Below are 14,331 nucleotides of genomic sequence, written 5' to 3' on the forward strand. Positions count from 1 at the left end.
CAGATACAGATTCCTAGTAACGAATTCTGGGATCGAGCAGTGCGTAGGCAAGGTCGATAAGCAAATTGACCCCGACATAAACGCCCGAGGTCAAAAGGATCATGGCCTGGATCACGGGAAAATCCCGCGCCAGCACGGCATCGACCGTCAAGCGACCGATGCCGGGCAGGTTGAACACGCTTTCGGTGACGACGACGCCGGAGATCAGCAGTGCGAAGCCGGTACCGATCACCGTGATGACCGGCACGGCGGCGTTACGCAGCGCGTGGCGGAACAGCACCCCGCTCTCGTTGATGCCCTTGGCGCGCGCGGTGCGGACATAGTCTTCGCCGAGCACTCCGAGCATCGCCGCGCGGGTCATGCGCGCGATTAGCGCGACATAGACAAAGGACAGCGCGACGGTCGGCAGCGTGATGCGCTCAAAGAACGGCCCGAATCCACGCGAGATGCTGCGGAAACCCTGCACCGGAAACCAGCGCAGTTCGATCGCGAACACCTGGACCAGCACGTAACCGATCACGAACACCGGCACGGAGAAGCCGATCACTGACAGCGCCATCACGAAACGGTCGATCCATGTGCCGTGTTTCCATGCGGCGATGACGCCGAGCGGGATCGCAACAAGGATCGAAACCAGCATCACGCTCAATGCAATGCTCAAAGAGGGCTCGATGCGCTGGTTGACCATCTGCAGCACAGGCACGTTGGAGATCAGCGAGGTGCCGAAGTCACCGTGCAGCAGCCGCCAGACCCAGCTGAAAAACTGCGTGTAGAGCGGTTCGTTGAGACCGAGCTGCGTCCTGATGCGGTCGAGCTGCTCGGCCGTCGCGTTATCGCCGGCGATGATCGCGGCAGGATCGCCGGGCGTCAGCCGAAGCAGCAGGAAGACAAACAGGGCCACCACACCCATAACGGGTATGGCCGCAAGAATCCGGCGAATGAGGTATCCGAGCATGGCGCTTTCCTAGTGGTGGTGTTGATCGAACGTAACTGGACCGCGTCGGTCAACCGGAAACGTCACGGGCTCGCTGCTCTTGGTCGTCATGGTCCGCGAGAAACACAGATTTTTCGAGAAACAATGATTCACTGTCGCAACTTGCCTCAACCCGAAGTTCGCTAAACTTAAACGTAAAGGTAGCAAGTCCTGTGCCACCGCCCGATTTGCGCCATGCGATGCATGTGCAAACCGGGCGACGTTGCATCAATCGAGGGTTGCCAGCAATCCCGCCATCAGGCGGCCACGATCAACAAGGCTCTGCGCGACGATATATTCGTTGAGCGTGTGCATATCGGCGCCATGAACGCCGAGGCCGTCGAGGGTCGGGATGCCCATTGCGCCGGTAAAATTACCATCCGAACCGCCACCCTTGCTGCCATGGGTCAGTTCGGGCAGGCCGAGGCGACCATTGATGGCCTTGGCTTTCTCGAACAGCGCCATGGTCGCCGCGTTCGGTTCCCACACCGGGCGGGTGACGCCGCGGGTGACGTTGAAGGTCACGTCATTCTCGGTACTTGAGAGAGCGAGCATGCGCTGGACGCCGGCATCGAGATCTTCCTGACGCTTGGCCATGCTCAGCGCTTCGCCGGTGCATGACGAGGCAACGCAGTTGACCCATTGTCCGCCATGCACGATGCCGACGCTGAACGTGCAGTCCGGTCCGGTCATCTCGTCGATCTGCACGATCTTCTTCGCCATTTCGCGAATCGCAGAGCGGCCGTTCGACAGCGTCGCGCCCGAATGGCTGGGCCGGCCGATGGTTTCGAGATTGAAGCGGGCGATCGCATAGCGGCCAGTGGTGACACCGTTGCCCGCACTACCGGGCTCGGGCACCAGCACGTATTTGTTCCGCGCGGCTTCAGCTTCGATGATGTCGCGGGTCGATGGCGTGCCGACTTCCTCGTCGGGCGTGAACAGTACGGTGATGGGTAGCGGCGTCGTATAGGAGATACGTGCGAGCTGGCGGATGGCTTCCAGCGATAGATAATTACCGCCCTTCATGTCGCAGATCGCCGGGCCGTAGCAGCGCTCGCCATCGCGGCGCCACTTCAGCTTTTCAATGGTGCCAACCGGATGAACCGTATCCATGTGGCCCGCGATCAGGATACCGGGTTCGCCGAATTTCGGATGTGGAAAACGGGCGCGGATGCAGCCGCCGAATCCCTGACGTCCCGCGATGCGCTCGATGGTCGCACCCATGATTGCCATGTCGCGTGCAGCGAGGTCGAGCATGCTGTTGACCGCATTCGCGTCCCATGTGGGGCTCTCGCATTCGACCCAGATGCGCAGGCCCTGCAACATGTTCTCGAGATCAAACGGGAGTTCGGCGGGGTTCATCAAGTCATTCCTCTTGGATGAGAATTTCGTCACGGATGATCAAGGCGCTCCGTGCCTGCGCACATTGCGAGAGTTTGTCGGCGAGAGTTCGCGCATGACTTAGCAGCAGCGCAATCGCCTTTGCAAATCGACAATGTGCATTGCAATGCATTCTACACCGTGTGGATGTATCGCGTGGAAAACGCGATTGACGCGCATCACGCTTGATGCCAAGTCCTTGAAGCCTAAATGATAAAGGCAATACGCGAAGGCGCCTAAAATTCTATCGCGTTGCATAATCGATCATCGATCGATGGTCAGATTCCAGTCAGGAGAGATTGAGTGTCCTACATGTCACGTTGGCAGCATTCTGCGGCCTTCACGAAATTTGCGCTGCCCGGTCTGGCGGTCGCCGTTGCGCTCGCGCTGCCGGTGCTGTCGTCGCCCGCGCATGCTGCAGGTAAGACCATCACTGCAGTGATGCATTCCGATCTGCGTGTGATCGATCCCGGTATCACCACCGGTTATATCGTCCGCGACCACGGCTACATGGTTTACGACACGCTGCTCGGCATGAACTCGAAATACGAGATCAAGCCGCAGATGGCCGACTGGAAGGTCTCCGACGACAAGCTTGTCTATACATTTACCCTGCGCGACGGCCTGCTGTGGCATGACGGCAAGCCGGTCACCGCCGAAGACTGCGCCGCGTCGCTGCAGCGCTGGGGCCGCAATGACGGCATGGGCCAGAAGCTCATGGACTTCACCAAGAGCATCGAGGCGCCCGACGCCAAGACCATCGTGCTGACGCTGAAGGAGCCCTACGGCCTCGTGCTGGATTCGATCGCCAAGCCGTCGTCGCTGGTGCCGTTCATGATGCCGAAGCGTCTCGCCGAGACCCCCGCAGGCAAGGCGATCCCCGAACAGGTCGGCTCCGGTCCGTTCAAGTTCGTGCAGGCTGAATTCCAGCCCGGCGTGAAGGCGGTCTACGAGAAATTCAAGGACTACAAGCCGCGCTCCGAGCCGACCGACTGGCAGGCCGGCGGCAAGGTGGTGAAGGTCGATCGCGTCGAATGGATCACCATGCCCGATGCACAGACCGCGGTGAATGCGCTGCAGTCGGGTGACATCGACTTCATGGAAAATGGTCCCTACGACCTGCTGCCGGTCCTGGCGAAGGATCCGGAGCTTAAGATCGAAGTGCTCAACCCTCTGGGCTTCCAGACCTTCGGTCGCATGAACTTCCTTAACCCGCCCTTCGACAATCCGAAGATTCGCCGTGCCGCGTTTTTGGCAATGAGCCAGAAGCCGGTGCTGGATGCGCTGGTCGGCGATCCCAAATATTATAAGGTCTGCGGCGCGGTGTTCGGTTGCGACACGCCGAATGCGACGGATGTCGGTTCGGAAAGCCTGGTGAAGGGCAATGGCGTCGAGGAAGCCAAGAAGCTGCTCGCCGAGGCCGGTTATGACGGCACGCCGGTGGTGATCATGGCGCCGACCGACGTGACCACGTTGAAGGCGCAGCCGATCGTTGCGGCGCAACTGCTCCGCAATGCCGGCTTCAAGGTCGAAGTGCAGGCCACCGATTGGCAGACGGTGCTCAGCCGTCGTCCGAGCCAGAAGCCCGTCAAGGAGGGCGGCTGGAACATGTTCTTCTCCAACTGGGTCGGCGCCGACATTCTCAATCCCATCAGCAATGTCGCGACCTCCGGCCGCGGCAAGAGCAATGGCGGCTGGTTCGGCTGGAGCGAAGATGCCGAGCTGGAAGTGCTGCGCGACAAATACGCACGCGCGACCACGCCGGAAGAGCAGAAGAAGCTCGCCGCCGAGATCCAGAAGGAGATCTATGACAAGGTCATCTACATCCCGCTCGGCGAATACAAGGTGCCGAGCATCTGGCGCACCTCGCTGACCGGCGTCACCCAGGGCGCTGCCATTCCGATGTTCTGGAACATCGACAAGAAGGACTAACCGGCGCCGCTGTCGCGGTTCGTGTGAAGTAACAGAACGCCGGCCTGAGTGATCAGGCCGGCGTTCTTGTTTTTGCGAATGACCTCTCCTCGAGCGATGCGTTCGATGGTCGCACCCATGACTGCCATGTCGCGTGCAGCGGGGTCGAGCATGCCGTTGACTGCGTGCGTGACTTGGCAGCAGCAGGTAATTGCCTTTGCAATTGACGATGTGCATTGGAATGCATTCTGCAGCATGTGGATGTAGCGCGTGGAAAACGCGATTGACGCGCATCACGCTTGATGCAAGTCTTTGATGTCTAAAAGATAAAGCCAACGCGTGGTGGCGCCTAAATTTCTATCGCGTTGCACAAGCAATCATCGACCGATGGTCAGTTTCAAGTCAGGAGAGATCGAATGTCCTACATGTCACGTTGGCAGCGTTCTGCGGCCTTCACGAAATTGACGCTACCAGGTCTGGCGGTAGCCGTTGCGCTGGCGCTGCCGGTTTTGTCGTCGCCCGCGCATGCTGCCGGCAAGACCATCACTGCGGTGATGCATTCCGATTTGCGTGTGCTCGATCCGGGCATCACCACGGCCTATATCGTGCGCGATCACGGTTACATGGTTTACGACACGTTGCTGGCGATGGACGCAAACTTCAAAGTCCAGCCGCAGATGGCGGAGTACAAGGTCTCCGATGACAAGATGGTCTACACCTTCACGCTACGCGATGGCCTGAAGTGGCACGACGGCAAGCCGGTGACCGCGGAAGATTGCGCCGCATCGCTGCAACGCTGGGGTCGTAACGACGGCATGGGCCAGAAGCTCATGGACTTCACCAAGAGCATCGAGGCGCCAGACGCCAAGACCATCGTGCTGACGCTGAAAGAGCCCTATGGCCTCGTGCTCGACTCGATTGCCAAGCCGTCCTCGCTGGTGCCGTTCATGATGCCGAAGCGTCTCGCCGAGACGCCCGCCGGCAAGGCTATTCCAGAGCAGATCGGTTCGGGTCCGTTCAAGTTCGTGCAGGCTGAATTCCAGCCGGGCGTGAAGGCGGTCTATGAGAAGAACAAGGACTACGTGCCGCGCTCCGAGCCTGCGAGCTGGGCGGCCGGTGGCAAGGTCGTCAAGGTCGACCGCGTCGAATGGGTCACGATGCCCGATGCGCAGACGGCGGTGAACGCGCTGCAGTCCGGCGACATCGATTTCATGGAGAACGGTCCCTACGATCTGCTGCCGATTCTCGTCAAGGACAAGGACCTCAAGATCGAGGTTCTGAACGAGCTCGGTTACCAGACGTTGGGGCGTATGAACTTCCTGTTGCCTCCCTTCGACAACGTCAAGGTTCGCCGCGCGGCATTCCTCGCGATGAACCAGAAGCCGGTGCTCGATGCGCTGGTCGGTAATCCCGACTACATGAAGATCTGCGGTGCCATGTTCGGCTGCGGCACGCCGAATGATACCGACGTCGGTTCGGAAACCATGGTCAAGGGCAGCGGCATGGCGGAAGCCAAGAAGGCGCTGGCCGATTCCGGTTACGATGGCACGCCCGTGGTCATCATGGCGCCCACCGATGTGTCGTCGCTGAAGGCGCAGCCGATCGTTGCAGCGCAGCTTCTGCGCGATGCCGGCTTCAAGGTCGAAGTGCAAGCCACCGACTGGCAGACCGTGGTGACGCGCCGCGCCAGCCAGAAGCCCGTCAAGGAGGGCGGTTGGAACATGTTCTTCACCAATTGGGTCGCTGCTGATATTCTTAACCCGGTTTCCAACGTCTCGACGTCGGGCCGCGGCAAGAATGGCGGCTGGTTCGGATGGTTCGAGGACGCCAAGATCGAAGAACTGCGCGACAAGTATGCGCGCGCAGCGACGCCTGCGGAACAGAAGGCTGCCGCTGCGGAAGTCCAGGCCCGTGCGCTCGAGCAGGTCGCGTATCTGCCGCTTGGCGAATACCGGATCCCCAGCATATGGCGGAAGTCGCTGACCGGCGTGCTACCGGGCGCCGCCACCCCGGTGTTCTGGAACATCGACAAGAAGGAGTAACCGGCGCCGCTGCGGCGGGCAGGTTTGAATAAGAGAGCGCCGGCCTGACTGATCAGGCCGGCGTCTTTGTTTTTGCGAACGACCTCGTAATGACGGGGATGAGCCGGTACTACCGCTCGGGCGATGCCGCCGACACCACGAGCAGCACGTCGGCCTTGGGCTTGCCGATGCTGCGCACCCAGTGCGGGGTCTCTCCGGAAAAGTACAGGCAGTCGCCTTTCTTCAGGACGATCTCTTCGTCCTCGATCTTGATAGCCATCTTGCCTGATATGACGAACAGGAATTCCTCGCCCGCATGCGATGCGCGCGGCGCGAATTTCAGCGGCGGCCGGATCAGGAACGGCTCCATCATCTTGCGTGTGCGTCCCGCAGCCAGCGCCAGCAGATCGACGCCGTCGTCCTGCATGGGGGTTTGCTGTTCGTCCTGCCGGAACAGCGTGTAGCGCGGGGCCGGCGTTGGGTTGGGGTCGAACAGATAGGTGACGTTGACATCGAGCGCTGCGGCGAGGCGCAGCAGCGCATTGACCGACGGCGTTTTCAGGCCGCGCTCGACGAGGGAGATATAGCCGCGCGTCAGTTCGCTCTGGGTGGCGAGCTGATCCAGCGTCAGTCCCTTGGTGGTGCGTAGCTGGCGCAGGTTGAAGCCAACCGCATTCTTGCTGACGTCGAGCAACGTCGATCTCCTGATGAGGTGCTTATTCTTTTAGAGTGCGCGCGGCGATGGTGGAAGGGCCGTCTCGCTGATCTCTTTGAAAGAGCTCCAGAGCGATGCCGGAGTGTTTCTACAGGAAAACATTGCTGCAGATATTTCCAGCACGAGCAAGGATAATTTAGGCAAAAGTGCCGGGAAATGCAGATTTTTAGCCTGCGTTATGTGCATCAGCTGCCTTTTGCCGATTTAGGCATCAGATGCCGATTTTCGTGACGTTGATTTCTGTCAGTAAACCTGTTGGATTTTGATGACGGGAATATGTCCTCAGAAAACGACACGAAGGCAGATATATGATCAAGCGTTTGAAGCCCGGTAAGCGGCTCAGCATGGCCACGGTGCATGGTGGTCTCGTTTATCTCGCAGGGCAAGTGCCGGACGATCTGTCTGTCGGTGTCGAAGCGCAGGCCGCCGAAGTGCTCGCCAAGATCGATGCACTGCTCGGCGAAGCCGGCACCGACAAGTCATCGATCCTGAGCGCGACGGTGTGGTTGCCCAACATCGCGGATTTCGCGGCTTTCAATACAGTCTGGGATGAGTGGGTGCCGGCAGGCGCATCGCCTGCACGCACCTGTGTCGAAGCGCGGCTCGCCAATCCCTCGATCAGAGTCGAGATCGCAGCCATCGCAGCCATTCCTTAAGCGCCACTGACGCCTGCGCTGAGGCGACTGAAGCAACAGCGAAAGTTCACGAGAAGACCCGGACTGCGCCGCGAGATGTCGCGGCACGGAAAGAGCCCGCGCGCCTGAAACTGAACATGTCTTTTGAAGGAGTGAACATGACCGTCGCAGAAGAATTCAATACAGTCACCGCCACGGCGGAGAATCCCGACGATGCGGCCATGCGCAAGATCGTCTGGTCGAGCGTGATCGGCACCGCCGTCGAATGGTACGACTTCCTGATCTATGGCGCGGCAACCGCGCTGGTGTTCAACAAGGTGTTCTTCGCCGCTGGCGATCCGGCGCTCGCGACTATTGCAGCCTTCGGCACCTATGCGGTTGGCTTCCTCGCGCGTCCGCTTGGTGCCGCGATCTTCGGTCACTATGGCGACCGTGTCGGCCGCAAGGCGATGCTTGCGATTACGATCATGGTGATGGGCCTCGGCACTTTCGCCATCGGCCTGCTGCCGACCTATGCGCAGATCGGCATCGCGGCGCCGATCCTGCTCATCGCACTCCGCTTCCTGCAGGGCATCGGCCTTGGCGGTGAATGGGGCGGCGCGGTTCTGATGGTGGTCGAGAATTGTCCTACGCATAAACGCGGCTTCCTCGGCAGCATGGTGCAGGTCGGCAATCCCGTCGGCAATCTCGCAGCCATCGGCATGTTCGCGCTGGTGTCGCAACTGCCTGAAGAAGACTTCATGAGCTATGGCTGGCGCATTCCGTTCCTGATCTCGATCCTGCTGGTCGGCGTCGGCCTCTGGATCCGCATGAGCATGGAAGAGACTCCGGCCTTCCGCGCGCTCAAGGCGAAGAATGAAGTCGCCAAGATGCCGATCGTTGACATCTTCAAGTATCACCGCCGTCCGTTCTTCACCGCCGTCGGACTGAAGATCTCGGAGATCGCTTATGCCAGCATCGCCGGCGTGTTCATCATGTCCTATGCGACGTCGAAGCTCGGCCTGTCGCGCGGGCTGGTGCTGAACGGCGCCTTCATCGCATCCTTCGTTGCGTTGTTCTCGATCCCGTTCTTCGGCTGGCTGTCGGACAAGGTCGGGCGCAAGGCGATGTTCTATGCGAGCTGCCTCTTTTGCGCGGCTTTCGCATTCCCGATGTTCTGGCTGCTCGATACCCGCGATCCGACCATCGTGATCCTCACCATTGTCGTCGCAATCTCGTTCGGCCAGATGGTGATGTTCGGCATCGGTGCGCCCTGGTATTCGGAGCTGTTCACCGCGAAGCTGCGCTATAGCGGTGCATCGCTCGGCTTCCAGGTCGGTGCGGCCATCTCGGGCGGTCTCAGCCCGCTCATCGCGGCGTCGCTGATGACATGGGCCGGTGCGACCTGGCCGGTATCGGTGTTCCTGATCTTCTGCGCCTGCATCACCGCAATCGCGACATCCTTTGCGCCGGAAATGGCGAACAAGGAACTGATCTGAACGCAGTCTTCGTCATGCCCGGCGCATGCCGGGCATCCACGTCTTTGACCGCATGAAGACGTGGATGGCCGGGACATCCAGCGAAGCCGCGCTTCGCGCTTTGCCCGGCCATGACGGAGTGATGTGTCGCCCAAGCCTCTACAAGGACGAAAGCAATGCTCGATACCGTTACTTCCGCATCCACTGCCGTGGTCTCGTCATGGACCGGCGTGGTGCGCTATCTCCACATCACGCCGCGCGCGTTCCTGCCGATGCGTGAAATGCCAGAACTCACTTTGATTGCCGGCAAGGGCATCGAGGGCGATCGCTACATGATCGGCCGCGAGGAGGGGTTCTATTCGCACAAGCCCGAAGAGGGGCGTCAGGTCACGTTGTTCGAATACGAGACGCTGGTAGCCCTGAAGCGCGATCACAATATCGATCTCGCCCCCGAGGAGCATCGCCGCAATGTCACCGTATCCGGCGTGCCGCTGACGCATCTTGTTGGCCGTCAGTTCTGGCTCGGCGAGACGCTGCTGGAATCGACGCGGTTGTCGATCCCGTGCCGGCATATCGAGGAGATCACCGGCAAGGCGATCTTCGATCCGCTGATCAATCGCTCCGGCCTCAACTGCAGGATTCTGCAGGGTGGCACCGTGCGTGTCGGCGACGCCGTGCGGAACGTGCAATGAGCGCGGTGCCGATCACCAGGGTTAGGACCGTCGTCGACAAGATCGAGGACGGCGGCCAAGGCATCAAGCTGTTCTCGCTGGTCGATCCCGATCACTGGGAGCTGCCGCCGTTCCGGCCGGGTGCACATATCGATCTGCATTTGCCCCGTGGATTGGTGCGGACTTACTCGCTCTGCAACGATCCCGCCGATGACAAGCGCTATGTCGTGGCAGTGAAGCGCGAGGCCGAAGGGCGGGGCGGTTCGATTGTGCTGCATGACGCGGTCAAGGTCGGCGACACCATCGGCGTGACGCTGCCGCGCGGCGGACTCGATCTGTCTGCGGATGTGACGCGCTTCACCTTCATCGGTGGCGGCATAGGCGTGACGCCGTTCTTGTCGGCGGCGGCCTGGCTCAAGCGCATGGGCCGTTCGAAATTCATGCTGCACATGATTGCGCGCGGTGAGCCGCCACTCGCCGATCTGCTCGCGCCGCTGCGCAAGTCCGGTCATGTGGTGATTCACGACACGTCGAGTGGGCAGCGCCCGGATATTGCGGCACTGGTCGGCCGGCCACTGTCGGATGTCGCGCTTGCCTGCTGCGGTCCCGACGGCATGATCGACGACTTCGAACAGGCATCACGCGACTGGCCCGCCGATCGCGTTCATATCGAGCGCTTCGTGCCGCCGCCGCTGCCGATCGATCCCGACGCCAAGCCCTATGTGCTCGCGCTCGCAAAATCGAACCGGGAAATCACCGTGGCTGCAGGACAGACCATGCTGTCGGCGCTGACAGATATCGGCATCGACGTGCCGGCATCCTGCTGCGGCGGCATCTGCGGCTCCTGCAAGGTGGACTGGCTGGAAGGGCAGCCGGTGCATCGCGACCGCGTGCTGTCGCCGGCGGAACGCGAACGCAGCCTGCTGGTCTGCGTGGCGGGTTCCGCTGGGGATCGTCTGGTTCTCGATCTCTGACGTCCGATCTGACGGCCAAACAGGCGGCAACGGATGCACCGTTGCCGCCTGTTTGCGTTTCATGCAGCGCATCGCAACGCCCGACGTTCCGGTCAGCGAACCGCCCGCTTTGGATGGCTTACAAACATACCTTGACCGCTTAACTAATTTTTAAAAATTGCGCAAAGTGCGCAAAAAGTGTTTGATGTCTGCGTAAATTGCGCATATCGGGCGGTATGCGCAGGGGCTCCTGAGGGAAATTGCGCAGAATAATCAGTGATGCGCACGGCGCGGGAAGGAAATAGACCATGCAGATTCCAATTAAGCGGGCGATTGAGAAGGTGCCGGGCGGCATGATGACGGTGCCGCTGCTGATCGGCGCGCTGTTCGCGACCTTTGCCCCCAACACCCCGAAATTCTTCGGCTCCTTCACCGGCGCGCTGTTCTCCGGCGGCGCCCTCAGCATTCTCGCCGTGTTCTATGTGTGCATGGGCGCGAGCATCGACTTCAAGGCGACGCCTTACATCGTGAAGAAGGGCGGCGCCCTGATGATCGTGAAGGTCGGCACCGCAATTATCTTGGGCCTGATCTTCGGCCGCTTCCTCGGTGAAGCGCCGGTCACCGCCGGCATCTTCGCAGGCGTCTCGACGCTGGCGATCGTCGCCGCCATGAACGACACCAATGGCGGTCTGTACATGGCGCTGATGGGCCAGTATGGCCGTCCGCGCGATGTGGGTGCCTACAGCATCATGACGCTGGAAAGCGGTCCGTTCCTCACCATGGTGACGCTTGGCGTTGCCGGTTTGTCGTCGTTCCAGTGGCCTGCGCTCGTCGGCGCGATCCTGCCGCTGGTGGCCGGCATGATCCTTGGTAATCTCGATCGCGAACTGCGCGACTTCCTCAGCAAGGCTGTGCCTGTGATGATCCCGTTCTTCGCCTTCGCGCTCGGCACCGGCCTGAACCTGACGCAGGTCTGGCAGGCTGGTCTGCTCGGCGTCGGCATGGGCGTTGCCGTCGTGATCGTGACCGGCATTCCGCTGTTCCTCGTTGATCGTCTCACCGGCGGCAACGGCGTTGCGGGTGTTGCTGCGGCGTCGACCGCCGGCAATGCTGCGGCTGTGCCTGCAATCGTCGCCGCGGCCAATCCGGCCTATGCCGCTGCTGCCGGCCCGGCGACCATCCTCATCGCGGCCTGCGTGGTCGTGACGGCGATCCTGACGCCGATCCTCACCTCGTGGGTTGCCGGCATCGTCGGCCGTGATGTCGAGCCGGGCGAAGAGGCGACGACGCCTGCCGCGCCAAGCGTCGCATCAGCCGCACCAGTGGCTGGGCACTAAGATGGCGGGACGCTGGCTGATCCTCGCCGATGATCTCACCGGTGCAGCGGACTGCGCCATCGCCTTCGGTCGCCGGGGCCTTGCGGCTGCCGTGACCTGGGGCGACGTCGCAAGCGCCGGGGATCGCCAGCATCCGGTTATCTCCTATGATGCAGCGAGCCGCGGCCTCACGGCCGAGGCCGCTGCGCGTCGCCACGCCGACGTGTTGCAACAATTGATGGAGCCGGATCGGCTCCTGTTCAAGAAGATCGACTCGACGCTGCGCGGCCAGCCGGCCTCCGAGACGGCGGCTGCGCTCGCGCATCTCAAGGCGCAGTCTGGTTCGGCCTTCGGCATCTTCGCGCCGGCCTTTCCGGCGACCAACCGCACCACGATCAATGGCCGCGTCGTCGTCAATGGTCGTCCGCTTGAGGAAGCCGAGGTCTGGAAGCGCGATCACACCTACGACAATGCCGACATCGCTGATGTATTGGCATCGGCTGGTATTCGCAGCGAGAAGGTGTTGCTCGAAATCATCCGCGGCGGGCATCTCGGAACCCACCTTGCGCGTATCGCGTCTGGCGACAGCGTCGTTGCGATCTGCGATGCGGAGACCGAGCACGACCTGCATCTGATCGCCGAAGCCAGCCTGAAGATTTCGCCGGCGACAGTGTTCATCGGTAGCGCCGGCCTTGCACATGCGCTGGCGGCGCTCGATGACACCAGTGCCGCCGAGAAGCTGGAAATTCCGCCCAGCATCTACGGCACGCTGATCGTGGTCGGCTCGCTCGCGGGCGCGTCGCGCTCCGCAGCGCGCAAGCTTGTCGCCAGCGGCACCGTCACTCATCTGCCTGTCACACCTGAAGTCCTGCTTGGCGACAAGGTAGGGCAGGCGGCGTTGGCCGCGCGCGTGACCGAAGGCTTGATCGCAGGCGGCGATGTCCTGGTCGAGATCGTGATGGATGACAATCCGAAAATGTCGCTCGGCCCGCAGCTTGCGCAAAATCTCGCCGATGCGCTCATGCCCGTGGCGTCGAGCATCGGTGCCTTTGCTGCGACCGGCGGCGAGACCGCCGCTGCACTGCTGTCGCGCTTCGGTGTCAACGGAATCCGTCTGGCCGACGAGATCGAGCCCGGCGTTTCGCTCGGGCTTACGCTCGGCGCATTGTCCGTGCCGATCGCCACCAAGGCCGGCGCCTTCGGCGACGAGAACAGCCTGATCAAAATTCGCGAACGTCTTCACACTGTCCGAACTCAAGGAAGCTTCACATGACCCGTCCGACCATTGCGATCACCATGGGCGATCCCGCAGGCATCGGCCCCGAGGTCATCATGAAGGCCTTCGCGCATCCGGAAATGCTCGCGATGTGCAATCCGCTGGTGATCGGTGACGCCAATCGCCTGCGCAAGGCGGGCGAGATCGTCGGCGCCAGGATCGGCGTGGACTCACTGGCCGATGCAAAGGCGGCGAATTTCGCGTCGAAAAACGTCCAGTGCGTGGATCTGAAGATCGTGCCCGATGACCTGCCGTTCGGACAGAACTCCCCGGTGGCAGGCGAGGCGGCTTACCGTTTCATTGAGAAGGCTGTGGAAATCGTTCAGGCCGGCATCGCGCAGGGCATCTGCACCGCGCCGCTCTCCAAGGAAGCGTTGCATGCGGCGGGCCACAAATATCCCGGCCATACCGAACTGCTCGCGCATCTGACCGGCACGCCGGAAGTGTCGATGATGCTGGTGTCGCCGAAGCTGCGCGTGATCCACGTCACGACGCATATCGGCCTGATCGATGCCATCAAGAAGATCGAGCCGGGCCTGGTCGAGCGCGTCATCACCCGCGGCCATGAGGTGCTGGTGAAGGCCGGCATCAAGAATCCGAAGATCGGCGTTTGCGCCATCAACCCGCATGCCGGCGAGAACGGGTTGTTCGGCTACGGCGAGGAAGCCGAGAAGATCACGCCGGCCGTCGAAGTCTGCCAGAAGAAGGGCTGGGACGTCCGCGGTCCGCTGCCGGCCGATACGCTGTTCTTCCTCGCCGGCCGCGGCGACTACGACATGGTGGTCGCGATGTATCACGATCAGGGCCATGGTCCGATCAAGGTGTTGGGTCTGGAATCCGGCGTGAACATCACGGTTGGCCTTCCTGTCATCCGCACCTCGGTCGATCACGGCACCGCCTTCGACATCGCCGGCAAGGGCGTCGCCGATGAGCGGAGCCTTCTGGAGGCATTGCGGCAGGCGGTGGATCTCGCACCGGGATCCAAGGCGGCCTGACAATCTCCGTCATGCCCGGCCTTGTGCC

The 14,331-nt window shown here is 61.5% G+C and carries 13 protein-coding genes; 9 read left to right on the forward strand and 4 right to left on the reverse strand.

From position 1 onward, the window contains the following. Positions 1-13: 13 nt before the first annotated feature. Together LPB73_RS07100 and LPB73_RS07105 are read right to left on the reverse strand one after the other, a co-directional pair. Positions 14-955 carry an ABC transporter permease gene (locus LPB73_RS07100; RefSeq protein ID WP_089264942.1) on the reverse strand — a complete coding sequence of 314 codons (942 nt, stop codon included), beginning with the start codon at positions 953-955 and terminating at the stop codon, positions 14-16. Between the two features lie 246 nt (positions 956-1,201). Continuing rightward, positions 1,202-2,335, reverse strand: coding sequence for a M20/M25/M40 family metallo-hydrolase (locus tag LPB73_RS07105; RefSeq protein WP_184518207.1), 1,134 nt, complete (start codon positions 2,333-2,335; stop codon positions 1,202-1,204). A gap of 330 nt (positions 2,336-2,665) precedes the next feature. On the opposite strand from LPB73_RS07105, the gene LPB73_RS07110 reads away from it, so the two are divergent. Next, entirely contained in the window at positions 2,666-4,285 is a 1,620-nt protein-coding gene (locus tag LPB73_RS07110; RefSeq protein ID WP_231081099.1) for an ABC transporter substrate-binding protein, read from the forward strand. On the opposite strand, the gene LPB73_RS07115 is transcribed toward LPB73_RS07110, so the two are convergent. Continuing rightward, entirely contained in the window at positions 4,282-4,521 is a 240-nt protein-coding gene (locus LPB73_RS07115; protein ID WP_231080103.1) for a hypothetical protein, read from the reverse strand. The genes LPB73_RS07110 and LPB73_RS07115 overlap by 4 nt on opposite strands. Positions 4,522-4,680: 159 nt before the next feature. Between LPB73_RS07115 and LPB73_RS07120 the strand changes: the two genes are divergently transcribed. Continuing rightward, a complete protein-coding gene (locus LPB73_RS07120) occupies positions 4,681-6,306 on the forward strand; it encodes an ABC transporter substrate-binding protein (protein WP_120292628.1) in 1,626 nt (541 codons plus the stop codon). A gap of 109 nt (positions 6,307-6,415) precedes the next feature. On the opposite strand, the gene LPB73_RS07125 is transcribed toward LPB73_RS07120, so the two are convergent. Further along, complete coding sequence (locus LPB73_RS07125) at positions 6,416-6,979, reverse strand: helix-turn-helix domain-containing protein (protein ID WP_068736144.1); 564 nt, start codon at positions 6,977-6,979, stop codon at positions 6,416-6,418. Between the two features lie 329 nt (positions 6,980-7,308). Here LPB73_RS07125 and LPB73_RS07130 point away from each other — a divergent pair, with 329 nt between their 5' ends. The 7 genes from LPB73_RS07130 (at position 7,309) to pdxA (ending at position 14,303) form a co-directional block, all read left to right on the forward strand. Further along, a complete protein-coding gene (locus LPB73_RS07130; protein ID WP_231080105.1) occupies positions 7,309-7,656 on the forward strand; it encodes a RidA family protein in 348 nt (115 codons plus the stop codon). 200 nt (positions 7,657-7,856) lie between these two features. Beyond that, positions 7,857-9,113, forward strand: coding sequence for an MFS transporter (locus LPB73_RS07135; RefSeq protein WP_414716903.1), 1,257 nt, complete (start codon positions 7,857-7,859; stop codon positions 9,111-9,113). A 155-nt stretch (positions 9,114-9,268) separates the two neighbouring features. Beyond that, the gene (locus LPB73_RS07140) at positions 9,269-9,784 is read left to right on the forward strand and encodes an MOSC domain-containing protein (RefSeq protein ID WP_231080107.1); all 516 of its coding nucleotides are present in this window, start codon (positions 9,269-9,271) and stop codon (positions 9,782-9,784) included. Next, positions 9,781-10,737, forward strand: a complete 957-nt coding sequence (locus LPB73_RS07145; RefSeq protein WP_231080108.1) for a PDR/VanB family oxidoreductase — start codon at positions 9,781-9,783, stop codon at positions 10,735-10,737. Before LPB73_RS07140 ends, LPB73_RS07145 begins: the two co-directional genes overlap by 4 nt. A 287-nt stretch (positions 10,738-11,024) precedes the next feature. Further along, positions 11,025-12,053 carry a 2-keto-3-deoxygluconate permease gene (locus LPB73_RS07150; protein WP_305801702.1) on the forward strand — a complete coding sequence of 343 codons (1,029 nt, stop codon included), beginning with the start codon at positions 11,025-11,027 and terminating at the stop codon, positions 12,051-12,053. 1 nt (position 12,054) lies between these two features. Next, a complete protein-coding gene (locus LPB73_RS07155) occupies positions 12,055-13,305 on the forward strand; it encodes a four-carbon acid sugar kinase family protein (protein WP_231080109.1) in 1,251 nt (416 codons plus the stop codon). Beyond that, positions 13,302-14,303 (forward strand): 4-hydroxythreonine-4-phosphate dehydrogenase PdxA, encoded by a 1,002-nt coding sequence (gene pdxA / locus LPB73_RS07160; protein ID WP_231080110.1) that lies wholly within the window; start codon positions 13,302-13,304, stop codon positions 14,301-14,303. Before LPB73_RS07155 ends, pdxA begins: the two co-directional genes overlap by 4 nt. The last annotated feature ends 28 nt before the right edge of the window (positions 14,304-14,331 follow it).

Source organism: Tardiphaga sp. 37S4 (assembly GCF_021044645.1).
GTDB lineage: Bacteria > Pseudomonadota > Alphaproteobacteria > Rhizobiales > Xanthobacteraceae > Tardiphaga > Tardiphaga robiniae.

Bases quoted from the DNA above. Each gene is read 5' to 3' on its own strand.
- LPB73_RS07100 (WP_089264942.1), bottom strand. From the start codon at position 955: ATGCTCGGATACCTCATTCGCCGGATTCTTGCGGCCATACCCGTTATG.
- LPB73_RS07105 (WP_184518207.1), bottom strand. From the start codon at position 2,335: ATGAACCCCGCCGAACTCCCGTTTGATCTCGAGAACATGTTGCAGGGC.
- LPB73_RS07110 (WP_231081099.1), top strand. From the start codon at position 2,666: ATGTCACGTTGGCAGCATTCTGCGGCCTTCACGAAATTTGCGCTGCCC.
- LPB73_RS07115 (WP_231080103.1), bottom strand. From the start codon at position 4,521: ATGCTGCAGAATGCATTCCAATGCACATCGTCAATTGCAAAGGCAATT.
- LPB73_RS07120 (WP_120292628.1), top strand. From the start codon at position 4,681: ATGTCCTACATGTCACGTTGGCAGCGTTCTGCGGCCTTCACGAAATTG.
- LPB73_RS07130 (WP_231080105.1), top strand. From the start codon at position 7,309: ATGATCAAGCGTTTGAAGCCCGGTAAGCGGCTCAGCATGGCCACGGTG.
- LPB73_RS07135 (WP_414716903.1), top strand. From the start codon at position 7,857: ATGCGCAAGATCGTCTGGTCGAGCGTGATCGGCACCGCCGTCGAATGG.
- LPB73_RS07140 (WP_231080107.1), top strand. From the start codon at position 9,269: ATGCTCGATACCGTTACTTCCGCATCCACTGCCGTGGTCTCGTCATGG.
- LPB73_RS07145 (WP_231080108.1), top strand. From the start codon at position 9,781: ATGAGCGCGGTGCCGATCACCAGGGTTAGGACCGTCGTCGACAAGATC.
- LPB73_RS07150 (WP_305801702.1), top strand. From the start codon at position 11,025: ATGCAGATTCCAATTAAGCGGGCGATTGAGAAGGTGCCGGGCGGCATG.
- LPB73_RS07155 (WP_231080109.1), top strand. From the start codon at position 12,055: ATGGCGGGACGCTGGCTGATCCTCGCCGATGATCTCACCGGTGCAGCG.
- pdxA (WP_231080110.1), top strand. From the start codon at position 13,302: ATGACCCGTCCGACCATTGCGATCACCATGGGCGATCCCGCAGGCATC.